19 protein-coding genes are annotated in these 15134 nt (G+C 59.2%); 8 read left to right on the top strand and 11 right to left on the bottom strand.

Features of this window, described 5'->3' with window-relative positions:
• Nucleotides 1-179 precede the first annotated feature (179 nt).
• Nucleotides 180-896 (top strand): AzlC family ABC transporter permease, encoded by a 717-nt coding sequence (locus KO492_RS17435; protein ID WP_066600708.1) that lies wholly within the window; start codon nt 180-182, stop codon nt 894-896.
• The gene (locus KO492_RS17430) at nt 893-1216 is read left to right on the top strand and encodes an AzlD domain-containing protein (RefSeq protein ID WP_216046143.1); all 324 of its coding nucleotides are present in this window, start codon (nt 893-895) and stop codon (nt 1214-1216) included. Before KO492_RS17435 ends, KO492_RS17430 begins: the two co-directional genes overlap by 4 nt.
• A 3-nt stretch (nt 1217-1219) precedes the next feature.
• Here KO492_RS17430 and KO492_RS17425 read toward each other — a convergent pair whose 3' ends face one another.
• From KO492_RS17425 to KO492_RS17400, 6 genes are all read right to left on the bottom strand, one after another.
• The gene (locus KO492_RS17425; RefSeq protein WP_231730478.1) at nt 1220-1849 is read right to left on the bottom strand and encodes a hypothetical protein; all 630 of its coding nucleotides are present in this window, start codon (nt 1847-1849) and stop codon (nt 1220-1222) included.
• Nucleotides 1850-1874: 25 nt separating this feature from the next.
• On the bottom strand, nt 1875-2009 hold the full coding sequence (locus tag KO492_RS17420; RefSeq protein WP_066600573.1) for an aa3-type cytochrome c oxidase subunit IV: 135 nt from the start codon (nt 2007-2009) through the stop codon (nt 1875-1877).
• 54 nt (nt 2010-2063) lie between these two features.
• Nucleotides 2064-2558, bottom strand: coding sequence for a DUF6173 family protein (locus KO492_RS17415; RefSeq protein ID WP_216046142.1), 495 nt, complete (start codon nt 2556-2558; stop codon nt 2064-2066).
• A 2-nt stretch (nt 2559-2560) separates the two neighbouring features.
• Nucleotides 2561-3592 (bottom strand): MBL fold metallo-hydrolase, encoded by a 1032-nt coding sequence (locus KO492_RS17410; RefSeq protein WP_216046141.1) that lies wholly within the window; start codon nt 3590-3592, stop codon nt 2561-2563.
• Nucleotides 3592-5301 (bottom strand): acyl-CoA dehydrogenase, encoded by a 1710-nt coding sequence (locus KO492_RS17405; protein WP_216046140.1) that lies wholly within the window; start codon nt 5299-5301, stop codon nt 3592-3594. The genes KO492_RS17410 and KO492_RS17405 overlap by 1 nt, the downstream gene beginning before the upstream one ends.
• 112 nt (nt 5302-5413) lie before the next feature.
• Nucleotides 5414-5983, bottom strand: a complete 570-nt coding sequence (locus KO492_RS17400) for a YqgE/AlgH family protein (protein ID WP_216046139.1) — start codon at nt 5981-5983, stop codon at nt 5414-5416.
• A 365-nt stretch (nt 5984-6348) separates the two neighbouring features.
• On the opposite strand from KO492_RS17400, the gene KO492_RS17395 reads away from it, so the two are divergent.
• Nucleotides 6349-7062: a protein-disulfide reductase DsbD domain-containing protein gene (locus KO492_RS17395; protein ID WP_216046138.1), complete on the top strand. Its 714-nt coding sequence runs from the start codon at nt 6349-6351 to the stop codon at nt 7060-7062.
• A gap of 9 nt (nt 7063-7071) precedes the next feature.
• Here the strand turns inward: KO492_RS17395 and moaB are convergent, their stop codons facing one another.
• Both moaB and KO492_RS17385 read right to left on the bottom strand, forming a co-directional pair.
• Nucleotides 7072-7614, bottom strand: coding sequence for a molybdenum cofactor biosynthesis protein B (gene moaB / locus KO492_RS17390; protein WP_216046137.1), 543 nt, complete (start codon nt 7612-7614; stop codon nt 7072-7074).
• 13 nt (nt 7615-7627) lie between these two features.
• Complete coding sequence (locus KO492_RS17385; RefSeq protein WP_216046136.1) at nt 7628-8404, bottom strand: uracil-DNA glycosylase; 777 nt, start codon at nt 8402-8404, stop codon at nt 7628-7630.
• Between the two features lie 119 nt (nt 8405-8523).
• On the opposite strand from KO492_RS17385, the gene KO492_RS17380 reads away from it, so the two are divergent.
• The 5 genes from KO492_RS17380 to plsY all read left to right on the top strand — a co-directional run bounded on the left by KO492_RS17380 (nt 8524) and on the right by plsY (nt 12421).
• Complete coding sequence (locus KO492_RS17380; RefSeq protein ID WP_216046135.1) at nt 8524-9483, top strand: aspartate carbamoyltransferase catalytic subunit; 960 nt, start codon at nt 8524-8526, stop codon at nt 9481-9483.
• On the top strand, nt 9480-10001 hold the full coding sequence (locus KO492_RS17375) for a hypothetical protein (protein ID WP_216046134.1): 522 nt from the start codon (nt 9480-9482) through the stop codon (nt 9999-10001). The genes KO492_RS17380 and KO492_RS17375 overlap by 4 nt, the downstream gene beginning before the upstream one ends.
• The gene (locus KO492_RS17370; RefSeq protein WP_216046133.1) at nt 9998-10513 is read left to right on the top strand and encodes a hypothetical protein; all 516 of its coding nucleotides are present in this window, start codon (nt 9998-10000) and stop codon (nt 10511-10513) included. The genes KO492_RS17375 and KO492_RS17370 overlap by 4 nt, the downstream gene beginning before the upstream one ends.
• On the top strand, nt 10510-11775 hold the full coding sequence (pyrC, locus tag KO492_RS17365; RefSeq protein ID WP_216046132.1) for a dihydroorotase: 1266 nt from the start codon (nt 10510-10512) through the stop codon (nt 11773-11775). Before KO492_RS17370 ends, pyrC begins: the two co-directional genes overlap by 4 nt.
• 61 nt (nt 11776-11836) lie before the next feature.
• On the top strand, nt 11837-12421 hold the full coding sequence (gene plsY, locus KO492_RS17360; protein WP_216046131.1) for a glycerol-3-phosphate 1-O-acyltransferase PlsY: 585 nt from the start codon (nt 11837-11839) through the stop codon (nt 12419-12421).
• Nucleotides 12422-12448: 27 nt separating this feature from the next.
• Here plsY and KO492_RS17355 read toward each other — a convergent pair whose 3' ends face one another.
• The 3 genes from KO492_RS17355 to KO492_RS17345 all read right to left on the bottom strand — a co-directional run bounded on the left by KO492_RS17355 (nt 12449) and on the right by KO492_RS17345 (nt 15131).
• Nucleotides 12449-13819 carry a glutamate--cysteine ligase gene (locus tag KO492_RS17355; RefSeq protein WP_216046130.1) on the bottom strand — a complete coding sequence of 457 codons (1371 nt, stop codon included), beginning with the start codon at nt 13817-13819 and terminating at the stop codon, nt 12449-12451.
• 83 nt (nt 13820-13902) lie between these two features.
• On the bottom strand, nt 13903-14409 hold the full coding sequence (locus tag KO492_RS17350; protein WP_216046129.1) for a hypothetical protein: 507 nt from the start codon (nt 14407-14409) through the stop codon (nt 13903-13905).
• The gene (locus tag KO492_RS17345; RefSeq protein ID WP_216046324.1) at nt 14406-15131 is read right to left on the bottom strand and encodes a 16S rRNA (uracil(1498)-N(3))-methyltransferase; all 726 of its coding nucleotides are present in this window, start codon (nt 15129-15131) and stop codon (nt 14406-14408) included. The genes KO492_RS17350 and KO492_RS17345 overlap by 4 nt, the downstream gene beginning before the upstream one ends.
• Nucleotides 15132-15134: the final 3 nt, after the last annotated feature.

Raw genomic sequence — 15134 nt, 5'->3', positions numbered from 1 at the left:
CAATTTGTCATTGGTCCCCTATCTCCGGCACACATAAAGTGACGCGAATATTCACGCGTTTTGCGATCAACCCGAACCGCGGGAATTGCGAAACGCAGAGGACGTATTGATGTAGAGGGCCTTTCACACTCACCTTGCGAGGCAAGGGAAATGCGACAGGCTTCAAAGCGATGGATTCTATGATTTCTTCACCTGCTGCACGGCAATTTCTTCAAGGGGCCAAAGACGGCCTGCCCTTCCATATCGTCATCTGGCCGTTTGCCGCCATTTTCGGCGCGATTGCCACGCAGGCCGGTCTCAATGTCGTAGAAGTCATGGGCTTTTCCATTCTCGTGATCGCGGGCTCTGCACAGTTGGCCGCGCTTCAACTCATGACGGAAAACGCCCCGACTGTGATCGTTCTCGCCACCGCACTGGCGGTGAACCTGCGTATGGGGATGTATTCCGCATCCATCACACCGCATCTGGGCAAAGCCTCGCTCCTCACCCGCGCCTTTGCGGCTTATATGCTCTACGATCAGCCCTATGCGCTTTCGACGATCAAGTTCGAGAAAGAGCCGGACATGAACCTGTCCGAAAAACTCGGCTACTTTTTCGGCACTGCCATTCCGATTGGCGTTGCATGGTATGCGCTCACGCTGATCGGCGCATTGCTTGGCGAGCGCATCCCCTCTGACATCGGCGTTGATTTTGCTGTGCCGATCACATTTCTGGCCGTGGTTGCGCCCATGTTGAAAACACTGGCCCATATGGCCTCCGCGCTCACCTCGGTTGTTCTTGTGCTGGTCTTGAGCTTTATGCCCTATGGCACCGGCCTGTTGGTGGCCGCATGTGTTGCTCTTGTTGTAGGTGCCCAGATCGAAGTCTGGATGGAAAAGAGAAAGGATGCGGCATGATTGAAGCCAGCACGACAGAAATCTGGATCGTCATCCTCGGGATGGCAGCGGGCACCTTCCTGATCCGCTTTTCGTTTCTGGGCCTCGTCGGAGACCGCCCCCTTCCCGCATGGCTGTTGCGTCTTTTGCGTTATACGCCGGTGGCCGTTCTCCCCGCCGTTGTGGCCCCCATGCTCTTGGGCGCGAAGGCGGAGGCGGACCCGCTACGCCTGTTTTGCGCGGCGGTGACAATCATTGTCGGGGTCTGGACCAAAAACGTGCTCTGGGCGATCCTGACGGGCTTGGGCCTGTTCTTTGGCCTCGGCGCATTTCTGGGATAAGGCTCAAGCCCCACCGTGTGCCAGCAGCAAGGGCGGGGCCTGCACCAACCGGCCATTGTCATCCGGACTGTCGTCATAAAACTTTTGCTCGGTCACGCCCTGCAATTCCCCGAACCAGTTCATCAGCTTCTTCGGGGACATCGTATGTGGCGTCGCTTCAAAGCCGGGCAGACTTCTTAAAATATCGGAGATGCTTCTGGCGCACATGGCCTTGGGCACCGCACCATAGGCCTGCACCTTGGCCAGAGCGAGCGTGGCGACTTCGGGGCTCACCTGAACCGTCTGTTCGACGACATGCCAGCTCACCCGCGCATGGTAATCAATGTAAAAGTCAACGGCGGCATCGCTCATTCCGAAATGGACATCATTCCGTTCTGGCAAATGCGGATGATAGAACGTGCCTGCCGGATCAAAAATCACCCGCTCGGAAGGCGCATTAACCATAAGCGCGCTATGGCCCCCGCCACCGTGGCGGTTGTTGATCACTGTGAACAATGTCAGCTCATAGGGGGCGCCATGCACATAATGCGAGCGTGCAACATCGGCGTCAGGCGCCCATTTGGGTTCTGCGGCCCCACATGCGGTGAGAACGACAAGCGACAGGAGCCAAAAGGCTCGATGCAAAATGTGCAAAGTTTCGGCTCCCGGCCTTAGTAGATCAACTGTTGAAAACGGCCATGATGAGTAGAACGAAAATGCTAGCTCCGGCCACACCGATCGACCACTTGATAAAGCCGTCGAAGGTCTTTTCCTGAACCGAAATATCCATTTCACCGTGTTTGTGTTCAGCCATAGTGCGTTTCCCCTGTGATATTTCCTATTGAATTAGACGATTCAGAGGCGTCTGTCACCCGTTGGCTGTCTCATCCGGCTGTTCTGCTGCCTGCTCCTGTTCCAGATCGGCCACAAGGCGAAAGCCGATCCGTGCGGGGGCTTTGTCTTCGATCTGTTTCGGCAAGGCCCGCAACATCACATTGAGCTGGCTGACATGCTGGATCAGCTGGGTTTTCGTGCCCGCCGCATCGGTTCCATAAAAGGTCACGATATCGGGGTCGAAAAAGCCGATTCCCTCAATCCGCATCACACCTGTGTCGGAGCCGGCGAAACCCATCGCGATCTCGTGTTCGCTATCGAGCTGTTCCTCGAAATTCTGGATGTAGAGGATCAGCCGTTCATAGGCCCATTCGGCGGCGCTTTTCTCTGCGACGGGCTTGCGGGCCATAGCATCCGGCAGCGGTTTCTGTTCCGCAGAACAGGCGTCAGGATCGGCATGAACCACCCGCGCTTGCGGCAGGGCGGTGCTTTCATGCGCCTCGGCAGTGGTGCGGATCATATCGCTCATGGTCATTCTCCTGTTTGCCACAGGATGGCACCATCTTCACGCCTACGTCCAGACACAACCCCAAGCCGTTCAAGATGGCGGCAATGGGCCATCGCTTCGACCATCGCCAAACCGTATTCGCCCTTTTTGATCGGACGCTTGAACAGAACCTCGAAACAGTCGCAGGCCGTGCGCGGCTCCGACAGGGCCTCGGTTAAACGCGCCAGAGCATGACGGTGATTCTCGATCAGATGGGTCAGCCGCGCAGGCAGACCTGTATAGGGCAGCTTGTGGCCGGTCAGCACCAGATGCGTGTCGCGGGCATGGGGCACGAAACGCTCACAAGACACCAGCCACTCGCCCACAGGGTCCGCCTCGGGTTCTGTGGCCGATACCCCAAGGTTGGGAGAAATCCCGCCCAGCAGCTGATCGCCGCCAATCACCAAGTGCGCATCACGGCTCCAGAATGTCAGATGTTCGGGCGCATGACCGTCGCCTGTGCGAATGTCCCACAGGCGTCCGCCAATCTCGATCTCGTCGCCGTCTTGCAAGCGGGTATAGCCCAAAGGCAGGGCATGCACCGCATCAGCGGTATTAAAAGGGCGCTCGTTCAGGCGCTTTTCGTAGATCTCCGGTGCCATCCCGCAAGAGCGCCAAAAGGCCAGCATCTCTGCAGTCGGGGCCTCCTGCACATCCAGCCGAAGCATCCGCGCCATAAGGTAAGACGTGCGGCTGGTCAGAAGCTCCGCGCCATGTTCAGCGATTAACCAGCCCGCCAGCCCGATATGGTCGAGGTGGTGATGGGTCACGATCACCCGTTTGACAGGGCGGCCCCCAAGTGGTCCGGCCATGAACTCCGACCAAAGACGGCGGCTTTTGCCTGTGTCCACCCCCGTGTCCACCACGCTCCAGCCATCGCCCTCGTCAAACGCATAGACATTCACATGCCCCAAAGGCGGCGGCAAAGGCATTCTCGTCCAGAGCACCCCCTCCGCAACCTCCACCACGCCTCCCGTTTCGGGTGGCTCGAAGGGCGTGCGGATCGGGGTAAACATCAGACTGTCAGATCCTCTGGACTCAAGGCATAAATATCTTGGGCACCGAGACGCACCTGCGCCAGCAAAGCCCTATGTTCTGGCAGCATACGCTTGATGTAGAAAGCCGCAAGACGCGAGCGTGGCCCGTCGCCCCCTTCGGCAATCGCGGCTTTCAAATGGAAATACCCGCCCAGAACACGCGCAAAGGCCCGCAGGAACGGCACCGCCACGCCGAACCGGTCGTTCATGGGCAAGGTCAGAACAGTCTCCAACCCTTCACGCAGGGTTTCGGCGCTGTTCCAGACCGCAATGGCGCGTTTCGGAAGAGTGGCCCGCGCGGCTTCGGCAAAGGTTTCGATCTCGTCGAGCAGGGCAAAGGCCGCCTCGCCCCCGTCCATCAGCTTGCGCCCGACAAGGTCCATCGCCTGAATACCGTTGGTGCCTTCATAGATCGACGTGATCCGCGCGTCGCGGGCATACTGCGCCGCACCTGTTTCCTCGATATAGCCCATGCCGCCATGCACCTGCACGCCAGTCTGGGCAACTTCATGCCCGATGTCGGTAGAGAAAGCCTTGGCAATCGGGATCAGGAACGCACCGCGCGCCTGCTGTTCCGGAACCGTGCGCCCGAGATCAAGCGCCACGCCACAGGCCAGAGCGATAGACCGCGCCACGAACGTATCCGCCCGCATGGTCGCCAGCATCCGGCGCACATCGGCGTGGTCGATAATCCCCGCCCCTTCATTGCCTAGCGGAGACTTGCCCTGCACTCGGTCCTGCGCATAGGCCAACGCCTTTTGCGTCGCGGCCTCTGCAATGCCCACGCCCTGAACCCCGACGCCAAGGCGCGCGTTGTTCATCATGGTGAACATACATTTCATGCCCTGATGCTCTTCACCGACGAGCCAGCCCTTGGCCCCGTCATATTCCATCACACAGGTCGGAGACCCGTGGATGCCCAGTTTATGTTCAAGGCTCACCACATGCAGGCTGTTCTTTTCGCCCAAAGACCCGTCTTCATTCGGGATCACTTTCGGCACCATGAACAGGGAAATACCCTTGGTTCCCGGCGCACCGTCCGGCAGTCGCGCCAGAACGAGGTGACAGACGTTCTCGGAGAAATCATTGTCGCCCCAAGTGATGAAAATCTTCTGACCCGTGATGCTATATGACCCGTCCCCGTTGCGCTCCGCCTTGGTGCGCAGGGCGCCCACATCCGAACCTGCGCCCGGTTCCGTGAGGTTCATCGTCCCGCACCATTCACCGGAAACGAGTTTTGGCAGATACACAGCCTTGAGATCATCAGATGCGTGATGTTCCAGCGCCTCGATCTGGCCCTGACACATAAGCGGGTAGAGCGAGAGCGCCAAACAGGCTCCCGACATCATGTCATTGACCGCCGTACCAACCGTAAGGGGCAGGCCCATGCCGCCATTGTCCGGCGAGGCCAACATGCCGATCCATCCGCCTTCGGCCACCTGTCCCAAAGCATCGGCAAAGCCCGGAGAGGTCTTCACCACACCATCGACCAGTTGCGCGGGGTTCAAATCGCCGCCGCGATCCAGCGGCGCGATCACGTCGCTTGCCAGTTTGCCGGCCTCTTCGAGAATGGCCAGAACCGTGTCCTGATCGACATCCGAAAAGCTTTCGCTGTTCAGCACAGCGGAAAAATCGACAATGTGGTCAAAAATGAACTGATAATCCGACACCGGAGCGCGATAGGTCATAGAAATCTCCTCCTGAGCGGGTCACTGTGCCATGACGGGCCTCACCGCAGTTTCACCCAGAGTAACGAAGCCCCGTTCATCCCCCAACCTGAACGCTGCGTCACAGACAGGATCAGGCGCGACCCGCGTCTCCGGACAAAAGCGCGGGGCTCACCCCAAGAGACAAAAGGGCGGCTTCCCATTTTTGTGCATCCGGCGTCTCAAAGACAATGTCGGGAGCCGCATCGCAACTGAGCCAGCCGTTCTGGGCGATCTCGCCTTCGAGTTGCCCCGGCCCCCATCCGGCATAGCCAAGGCACAAAATCCGCTCAGCCGGCCCCGAACCAAGCGCCATATCCCGCAAAATATCGCGCGAGGCGGTCATGGCATAGGCGTCCCCGACCTCCATAGAGGCATGATCCGCGTCATAATCCGTGCTATGCAGGACAAACCCGCGCCCGATTTCGACCGGCCCGCCAAAGTGGACAGGCAAAGGCCGCATATCGGGGCTGGGACGAATCTCCAGCTGATCGAGCACATCTGCGACGGCGATCTCTTCGGAGCGTTTGTTGATCATCAAGCCCATCGCACCTTCCGGCGAATGGGCGCACATAAAGACGACCGCATTTTCAAAACGCGGATCTCCGATGCCCGGCATCGCGATCAGGAGCTTTCCTGTCAGATCAGAAGATTGTGGTTCCATATCCCCAACACATCGTAATGTGACCCAAGGTGCAAGGCTTCGCTCCAGCGTTTTTCATGAAAGCTGAAACAAGCTGACCGAAAACCGCCACAGCGGCCCATGAGACAGATGTAGGGTCCCTTTTCCGAAAGTTGAGTCCCTCACGCTCTTCATATGCCCGTTTGCTCACTTTCTTGCGAGAAACAGGACGAAATTGCGCCCCAAGCGCAACAGGGCAAGGTCTTCACGGCCAGATCGTCCAAATGTGAGTTTGTCTTGAAAGGGTCTGTGCCTATATCGGGCGCATGACACGCATCTTTGCCCCACTTATGACCGCGCTCACCCTCGGCCTCTCCGCCCCTGTCGTAGCACAGGAGGCGTCCGACATGGCCCGGGTCGACATTCTACCCGGCTGGCAAATGGACAACGGCCACCGCATGGCCGCCATCCGCATACGCCTCGCCGACGGTTGGCATACTTATTGGCGCAGCCCCGGAGAAAGCGGCATCCCGCCCACATTCGACCTCTCGGATTCGGAAAACCTGTCCCATATGGAATTGCACTGGCCCGTGCCGGAACTCTTCACAGACAATGGTATGTGGTATCTGGGCTATGAAGACGAATTGATCCTGCCGATCGAGCTAATCCCCGATGAGCAAGGCGAAATCCGGCTTGAGGGCACCATGGACCTTGGTGTCTGCAACGACATCTGCGTGCCGATACAGGCGCAGTTGAATGCGGCGCTATCTTCCGATGGCACGGGCGCATTCAGCGACCAGATCAAAACCTCTTTGGCCGATCGCCCGACCGAGATCACACATGCCATCTGTGACGCCACGCCGATTTCCGACGGAATGCGCCTGACCGCAACCCTCAAGATTCCGGAGATGCCCGGCGAGGCCGTCGCCATAATCGAACATCCCGACAGCTCCATCTGGATTTCCGAATCACAGATGACACGCAACGGCGACACGGTTGAAGTGCAAAGCGATCTGGTGCCCACCAATGCGCAGCCGTTTTTCATCGACCGCTCTGCCCTGACCATCTCTGTCATCGGTGGCGGTCAGGCCTATGAAGCGCGCGGATGCACCGGAAGCTGAAACCGCCGATCACTTCCGGCGTTTGTGCTCGTCGAGACGCGGAAGAATCTGGACGAAATTGCAGGGCTTGTGCCGGTAATCGAGTTGGAGCTTGAGAATCTCGTTCCACGCATCCTTGCACGCGCCGGTCGAACCGGGCAGCGCGAACAGATAGGTTCCCCCCGCCACGCCGCCGGTCGCACGCGACTGCACGGCGGAGGTGCCGATTTTCTGCATGGAGACGATGGTGAAAACCGTGCCGAAAGCGTCGATCTCTTTCTCATAGACATCGCGATGCGCCTCGACCGTTACATCCCGCCCCGTCAATCCGGTACCGCCGGTGGAGATCACCACATCCACATTTTCGTCCGCGATCCAGTCCTTGAGCTGATCTCGGATCAGCGGGCGGTCATCGGTGACAATCTTGCGCTCCGCCACCACATGCCCTGCCTCTTCGATCATTTTGACCAAAGTGGCGCCGGAGCGATCCTCATCAAAGCTGCGCGTGTCAGAAACGGTCAGAACCGCGATGCGAACAGGGATAAAGTCGAGGGTTTCGTCGATATGGCTCATAGCGGCCCCTGAATTAGGATTTCAATTTCGCCTGAATTTCGAGAAGATCGGCCCAAGCCTCGCGTTTGGCAATCGGCGTGCGCAAGAGATATTGGGGATGGATCATCGGCATCGCGGGCTTGCCCATCACGGTTTGCCATTTACCCCGAAGTCGCGTGATCCCCGCCCGCCCGAGCAGCGCGGTGCAGGCCCAGTTGCCCATCAGAACAATCACATCCGGATCGGCCAGTTCGATATGGCGCATGAGAAACGGTTTGAGCATGGCGATTTCTGCCGGAGACGGATCGCGATTCTCCGGTGGTCGCCACGGAATCGGGTTGGTGATGTAAAGCGCCGTCTGCGCATCCGGTGACGCGCGATCCAAGCCGATGGCCGCGAACATCTTGTCCAGAAGCTGACCCGAGCGCCCGACGAACGGCTTGCCCTGAATATCTTCCTCGCGCCCCGGTGCCTCGCCGATGATCATCACGCGGGATTTCGGATTCCCGTCAGAGAACACTAAATTGCGCGCACCACGTTTCAGATCACAAAGGTCGAAGCCCGCCATGGCTTCGCGCAGCGCCTCCAGAGAGCCTGCGGACTGCGCCAGTTTTAGCGCGACCTCGCTTGCATCATCCTCTTTCTCTGGCTGATGAGTGACGGTCGGGGCCTTTTGCGCGGCGGGTTTGGGCGCTTTCTCAGGGATTTCATAGCGATTGACTGGCGACTCGGAGATCGCCTCGGCTGCGCCGAGTTCGATCTGCCACTCCAAAAGAGCATGTGCCTGCCAATAATCGATCTGAGTCTCCATAGGCGCGAAGCTACAGGGCCGGACCGCAGAGGTAAATCTCGTAAAAGAGTATAAAGGCGCATTGCCCGCCTGCCCGTGCTTTTCTATAAGCATGGGAAAGAGCACAGGGGGCATCTCTCATGGCATTCCGGCAAAAACACCTTCTGGGGATCGAGCCGCTTCATCCCGATGAGATCACCACCGTTCTGGATGTGGCTGAACGCTACGTCGACCTGAATCGTCAGGCCAACAAACATTCGGACGCGCTCAAGGGCCTGACCCAGATCAACATGTTCTTCGAAAATTCGACGCGCACGCAGTCCTCCTTTGAACTGGCGGGCAAGCGCCTCGGTGCGGATGTGATGAACATGGCGATGCAGGCCAGCTCGATCAAAAAGGGCGAAACGCTGATTGATACGGCGCTGACACTCAACGCCATGCACCCCGATCTGCTCGTCGTGCGCCACCCGCATTCTGGAGCGGTCGATCTGTTGGCGCAAAAGGTCAACTGCGCCGTGCTGAACGCGGGCGACGGCAAGCACGAACATCCGACGCAGGCTTTGCTGGACGCTTTGACGATCCGGCGAGCGAAGGGACGGTTGCACCGCCTCAACATCGCGATTTGTGGCGATATCGCCCACAGCCGCGTGGCGCGTTCAAACCTCATGCTTTTGGGCAAGATGGAAAACCGCGTGCGCCTTGTCGGCCCACCCACGCTTGTGCCACAGCAATTCAAAGAATTCGGCTGCGAGATTTACGACGACATGGCCGAGGGGCTCAAAGACGTCGATGTGGTGATGATGCTGCGGCTTCAAAAAGAGCGCATGGATGGCGGATTCATCCCGTCGGAGCGCGAATATTTCTACCGCTACGGGCTGGACGCCGACAAACTGGCCCATGCCAAACCCGATGCCATCGTGATGCACCCCGGCCCGATGAACCGAGGTGTCGAGATCGACGGCACCATTGCCGACGACATCAACCGGTCTGTCATTCAGGAACAGGTGGAAATGGGCGTCGCCGTGCGTATGGCGGCCATGGACCTGCTGGCCCGCAACCTCAAAGCCGCGCGTGAGGCGGACGCAGGGGTGATGGTGTGAGCGACCCGCTCGACATTCCGCATATGGGCCGGAAACTGGTCTGGGTGCTGTCCTTTGACGGCACCCTCGACGAACTCGAAGCCCTCACGCCAGAAGCGATTGCAGAGGCTTTGGGGCTTTGGGCCGCGCCGGACATGGCCCATGTGGAACGGTTCGATATGGCAACGATGCGCGACTACGGCTTTGCGCGGTATCTTTCCGAAGCTGGCGGATTCGACATCGGGGACGCCGCCCCTCGGCTAGACGCCCTGACCGGTCCCGTTCTTCTGATCCATGCCAAAGCCCTGAATGACGAAGACACGCGGCTTTCACCGGAGCCGCCGTTTCAACTGATCGCCCGCTTCGGCACAGCGCATGACATTCCACCCGTCATCGGTATCGACAGCGAAAGCGCCAAAGGGCAATTGCCGCAAGGCAAACCTCCGAAATCGCCCGCCCGCATGTCGGGCATGGTTGCCACGGTTGTTCTGGTTTTTCTGGCCTTTTTCGTCGCGGCCTTTGTCTGGATCGGCGGATGACAGAGGGCTGGGCGGACATTCTGCACCCCGGCGAGCGGGTGCTGTGGCAAGGGCAGCCGGATCAGAGCATTCAGTGGCGCGGACCGGTCATACCCTTTGCCTTTTTCGGTGTAACCTTTGCAGTGTTTGCCCTGTTGTGGATGGTGAAAACCTATCTGTCAGGCGGCTACTGGCTCTTCGGCCTGTTCCAGTTCTGCACGGGGCTTGTGATCACCGCCGCGCCTTTGCTGATCGGTCCGTTCATCGCCCGACGCACATGGTATTCGCTCAGTTCACGGCGGGCGTTCTTTGCCAATGACCTGCCGTTTTCAGGCAAGACCCTTCTGGCGCTTGATCTGCGCCCCTCGCTTGGCGTCGAATTCGACGGGAAAGATCCCGGCACCATACGCTTTCAGGGGCGCGCGGAGCCAATCATTGGTAGACAGTTCGACAGCGCCCCCGCTTTTGCGCAACTCCCCGACGCCCGCACCGTTTACGGGCTGATACGCGACATTCAGAAAGGCTCAGCATGACCATTTTCACCAATGCCCGACTGATCGACCCCGAGGCCCAAACGGACACACTGGGCTGGCTGCGGCTGGACGGCAATGTCATTGCGGAGACCGGAACAGGAACCCCGCCGGAGGGCGCGCATGTGGATTGCGCAGGCAAGTGCCTCGCTCCGGGGATTGTCGATCTGGGGGTCAAGGTCTCCGAACCCGGCGAACGGCACAAGGAAAGCTTTGCCTCCGCCGGACGTGCGGCAGCGGCTGGTGGCGTAACAACCATCGTCACGCGGCCTGACACACTCAATGCCATCGACACGCCGGAAGTGCTGGAGTTTGTCCAGCGCCGCGCGGCCAGCGATGCCATCGTCAAGGTCAAACACATGTCCGCGCTCACCAAGGGGCGCGAAGGGCGCGAGATGGTCGAGATCGGCTTTATGCGCGATGCTGGTGCGGTGGCCTTCACCGATTGCGATCATGTGGTGGCGGACACCAAGGTGCTGCAACGTGCATTGACCTATGCGAAATCCTGCGGCGCCTTGGTGATCGGGCACCCACAAGACCCGTGCCTGTCGAAAGGGGCTTCCGCCACGTCCGGCAAATTCGCCGCGCTGCGCGGCCTGCCTGCCGTATCGCCAATGGCCGAACGCATGGGGTTGGATCGTGATCTGGCGATGATCGAGATGACCGGTGTCTCCTATCACTTTGACCAGATCACCACCTCGCGCGCATTGCCCGCGCTGGAACGCGCCAAACAGAACGGGTTTGACGTGACTGCGGGCGTCTCGATCCACCACCTGACACTCAATGAACTGGACGTCGGCGATTACCGGACCTTTTTCAAAGTAAAGCCGCCGCTGCGGTCCGAAGAAGACCGCCTCGCCATGGTCGGCGCGGTGGCGTCCGGACTGGTCGATGTAATTTCCTCCATGCACACGCCACAAGACGAAGAGAGCAAGCGCCTGCCGTTTGAAGAAGCCGCTTCCGGTGCCGTGGCGCTCGAAACCCTGCTGCCCGCAGCACTAAGACTGTATCACGCCGGACAGCTCACCTTGCCCGAGCTGTTCCGTGCCATGTCCCTGAACCCCGCGAAACGGCTGGGCCTTGAAACCGGACGCCTGAGCGAAGGCGCACCGGCCGATCTCGTGCTCTTCGATGCCGATGCGCCCTTTGTGCTCGACCGCTTCACCCTGCGCTCGAAATCCAAAAACACACCTTTCGACGGCGCCCGTATGCAGGGCATAGTGAAAGGCACATGGGTTGACGGACAGCGCGTCTTTGAGGCGTAAGCACACCCCATCTGCTCCGGAATGAGTATTTGAACCATCAGAAAGCCTGAGGACCCGACCTATGACGTTCATCGCCACAGCCCTCCTTGCCTATCTCCTCGGCTCGATCCCCTTCGGGATTGTCATGTCGCGTCTCTTTGGTCTCGGTGATCTGCGCCAGATCGGGTCGGGCAATATCGGCGCGACGAATGTTTTGCGCACGGGTAACAAACTGGCAGCGTTTCTGACGCTTCTCGGGGACAGTGGCAAAGGGGCGCTTGCCGTGCTTCTGGCGCGTTATCTCGTTGGCGAACAGGCTGCGGGGATCGCAGGGCTGTGCGCCATGCTTGGACATCTCTATCCGGTGTTCTTGCGTTTCAAAGGCGGCAAGGGGGTCGCGACATTTCTGGGCACGCTGCTGGCGCTGTCTTTGCCAGTCGGGCTGTTGGCCTGCGGGACATGGCTTTTGGTCGCGGTGATCACGCGCTACTCCAGCCTGTCAGCGCTCGTGGCCGCACTTTTGGCGCCGATCTACACGGCCGCTTTCTATCACCTCCACGGTGCTCTTCTGGTGCTCGTGTTGACCGCTCTGATCTTTTTCAAACACCGCGAAAACATCGCGCGTCTCAAGGCCGGAACGGAAACCAAGATCGGGCAAAAGGGCTAACCACGCGATCAAAACCGGTTGCGAAAGTTAGTAGCTGTATTCGCCAAACACGCGGGTCACATCGCCGTTCCAGTCACCCTCGAACCGTTCGATCAATTCGTCGGCCGGAGCCTGCCTCGTTTCGAGGCTGTCCTTGAGCGCGCTGAGGAAGTGGGTCTCATCGGGGATCATACCACCGGCACCGGCACAACCGCGGGCTTTCAATCCGGCTTCGGCAATCGACACACATTCGCGTGCAAGATCGAGCATTTTTACGCCGTTCACCTCGGCCTGTAGCGCATCGACCGAAGCGGCCACGCGCAATTCTTCGCGGAATTCCGGCGTCCAGCCTTTGATCAGATCGGAGGTCGCATCCAACGCAGTCTGGTCATACATCATGCCAACCCAGAACGCAGGCAGCGCACAAAGGCGACGCCAAGGTCCGCCATCGGCCCCACGCATCTCCATGTATTTCTTGATACGCGCTTCCGGAAACAGCGTCGTAAGGTGATCGGCCCAGTCGGACATCGTCGGCTTTTCACCGGGCAGGGCGGGCAGTTCGCCTTTGAGGAAATCGCGGAAGGACATGCCCAGCGCGTCGATATATTTGCCATCGCGGTAGACGAAATACATCGGCACATCGAGCGCATATTCCGTGTAGCGTTCAAACCCCATCCCGTCTTCGAACACGAAGGGCAACATACCCGTGCGCGACGGGTCGAGATGACGCCAGATATAGGAGCGCCAGCTTTTATGGCCGTTGAGCTTGCCCTCCTTGAAGGGCGAATTGGCGAACAAAGCCGTGGCGACCGGTTGCAAGGCCAGAGCGGTGCGGAATTTCTGCACCATATCGGCCTCGGAGGAGAAATCGAGGTTCACCTGCACCGTGCATGTCCGGCGCATCATCTGCGTGCCAGTCGTGCCCACTGTATCCATATAGGCATCCATCAGCTTATAGCGGCCCTTGGGCATCAGAGGCATGTCCTCATGCGTCCAGTTGGGGGCCATGCCGAGGCCAATAAACCGCGCACCGACCTCATCAGCGACCGTGCGCACTTCCTTGAGATGTTCGTTCACCTCATCGCAAGTCTGATGGATCGTATCCAAAGGCGCGCCGGACAGTTCCAGCTGCCCGCCCGGTTCCAGCGAAATATTTGCGCCGTTCAACTCAAGCCCGATGAGATACTCGCCCTCGAAAACCGGATTCCAGCCATATCGGTCCTGCAATCCCTCAAGAATGGCCTTGATGGAACAGTCACCCTTATAGGGCAGCGGCTTTTGTTGTGCTTCGCAATAGCCGAATTTCTCGTGCTCCGTGCCGATCTTCCACTGATCCTTGGGCTTACAGCCCTCCGCGAAGTAGCCGACAAGGTCATCATAGCTTTCGATCGGCCCGCCGCCGGATTGAGGAATGGACATGGGGGAGGTGCTCCGAAAGATTGTAAAACGTTCGCGTACAGTTGTGCCAAGCGCGCCGCGAAGTCAATGCAAGCAAACCGCGCTCAGTGCAGAACCGCTGTGCGTTTCCTCCAGATCACAACAGGGTGATCCGGTGTTTGCTTGATTTGCCGCAGCATTTTTTCCGTGTCCAGCCCGTCCAGCGAGACAAAAACATCGAATAGGGCCTCCGCCCCGTGCGCGTTCACCGGAATCGTCAAAGGCGCCTGCCCCGGCACATCAAGTTGCCAATGCGCCTGCCCTTTGCCCGTGGGGATCAAAAGCACGGAGGTGAGGGCCTCGATTTCCACCTGCCCGCCGGTCAGGGGCGAGAAAAAACTCACAACGCCCTCATCTACTTCCACAGCACCGAAGCCTCCGCTACCGCGATTGAACCGCGCGCGCTGGATGGCGGCCACGGCAAAAATGACGGCGAGTGCGGTAAAACCAAGCGCGACCCAGCGCATGATGCCAAAGGACGAGAATGCCCAAAGCGCCATTAGCGCCACAACAACCAAGGCCACAACAACCTCGCGCCAGCGCCAGAGCATGGCTTTGACCTCGGGTCTCATCCCCAATCTCCAAGCTGCTGCTGCCACACTGTCAGAGCCGCCACCGCCGCCGTGTCGGCGCGCAGGATACGGGGGCCAAGAGACACCGCATGGGCATAGGGCAGCGCATGAAGGCGCTTGCGCTCCTTATCAGAGAACCCGCCTTCAGGACCGATCAGAATGGCCCATTTGCCCCCCTTGACCGCTCCCAAGGCCTCGGCTGCCCCCACAAGCGCCTCGTCACAGAACATGATCTGGCGCTCGGGATCCCAATCCGCCAGCAGCTTGTCGAGTTTGACCAAGTCAGCCACCTCGGGCACATAGGTGCCGCCGCATTGCTCCGCCGCCTCGACGGCATGTGCCTGCAACCTGTCCTGACGGATGCGTTCGGAATTGGTGAAATCGGTCGACACCGGACAAATCCGCATTGCGCCCATCTCGGCCGCTTTTTCCACGATAAAATCCGTGCGCGTCTTTTTGATAGGCGCAAACAGGAGCCAAAGGTCGGGAGGCATTTGCAAATCACGGGTCTTTTCGCGACAGGTCAACGTGCCACCACGCTTGCCCGCTTGCGTAACCTCCGCCAGAAACTCACCGTCACGGGAATTGAAGAGCGCGACATAAGCGCCCTCCCCCTGCCGCATCACCCCGAAAAGGTAATGCGCCTGATCCCGTTCCAGAGGAATGGATTGCCCCACAGCCAGTGGGTGATCTACATAGAGCCTGATTTTCGCTTCAACCATGGA

It is taken from the genome of Celeribacter halophilus (assembly GCF_018860305.1).
Taxonomy (GTDB): Bacteria; Pseudomonadota; Alphaproteobacteria; order Rhodobacterales; family Rhodobacteraceae; genus Celeribacter; species Celeribacter halophilus_A.
This window is presented reverse-complemented; position numbering and strand designations above follow the sequence as displayed.

Coding starts and splice junctions, on each gene's coding strand:
- KO492_RS17435 (WP_066600708.1), top strand. CDS start 180: ATGATTTCTTCACCTGCTGCACGGCAATTTCTTCAAGGGGCCAAAGAC.
- KO492_RS17430 (WP_216046143.1), top strand. CDS start 893: ATGATTGAAGCCAGCACGACAGAAATCTGGATCGTCATCCTCGGGATG.
- KO492_RS17420 (WP_066600573.1), bottom strand. CDS start 2,009: ATGGCTGAACACAAACACGGTGAAATGGATATTTCGGTTCAGGAAAAG.
- KO492_RS17415 (WP_216046142.1), bottom strand. CDS start 2,558: ATGAGCGATATGATCCGCACCACTGCCGAGGCGCATGAAAGCACCGCC.
- KO492_RS17410 (WP_216046141.1), bottom strand. CDS start 3,592: ATGTTTACCCCGATCCGCACGCCCTTCGAGCCACCCGAAACGGGAGGC.
- KO492_RS17405 (WP_216046140.1), bottom strand. CDS start 5,301: ATGACCTATCGCGCTCCGGTGTCGGATTATCAGTTCATTTTTGACCAC.
- KO492_RS17400 (WP_216046139.1), bottom strand. CDS start 5,983: ATGGAACCACAATCTTCTGATCTGACAGGAAAGCTCCTGATCGCGATG.
- KO492_RS17395 (WP_216046138.1), top strand. CDS start 6,349: ATGGCCCGGGTCGACATTCTACCCGGCTGGCAAATGGACAACGGCCAC.
- moaB (WP_216046137.1), bottom strand. CDS start 7,614: ATGAGCCATATCGACGAAACCCTCGACTTTATCCCTGTTCGCATCGCG.
- KO492_RS17385 (WP_216046136.1), bottom strand. CDS start 8,404: ATGGAGACTCAGATCGATTATTGGCAGGCACATGCTCTTTTGGAGTGG.
- KO492_RS17380 (WP_216046135.1), top strand. CDS start 8,524: ATGGCATTCCGGCAAAAACACCTTCTGGGGATCGAGCCGCTTCATCCC.
- KO492_RS17370 (WP_216046133.1), top strand. CDS start 9,998: ATGACAGAGGGCTGGGCGGACATTCTGCACCCCGGCGAGCGGGTGCTG.
- pyrC (WP_216046132.1), top strand. CDS start 10,510: ATGACCATTTTCACCAATGCCCGACTGATCGACCCCGAGGCCCAAACG.
- plsY (WP_216046131.1), top strand. CDS start 11,837: ATGACGTTCATCGCCACAGCCCTCCTTGCCTATCTCCTCGGCTCGATC.
- KO492_RS17355 (WP_216046130.1), bottom strand. CDS start 13,819: ATGTCCATTCCTCAATCCGGCGGCGGGCCGATCGAAAGCTATGATGAC.
- KO492_RS17350 (WP_216046129.1), bottom strand. CDS start 14,409: ATGAGACCCGAGGTCAAAGCCATGCTCTGGCGCTGGCGCGAGGTTGTT.
- KO492_RS17345 (WP_216046324.1), bottom strand. CDS start 15,131: ATGGTTGAAGCGAAAATCAGGCTCTATGTAGATCACCCACTGGCTGTG.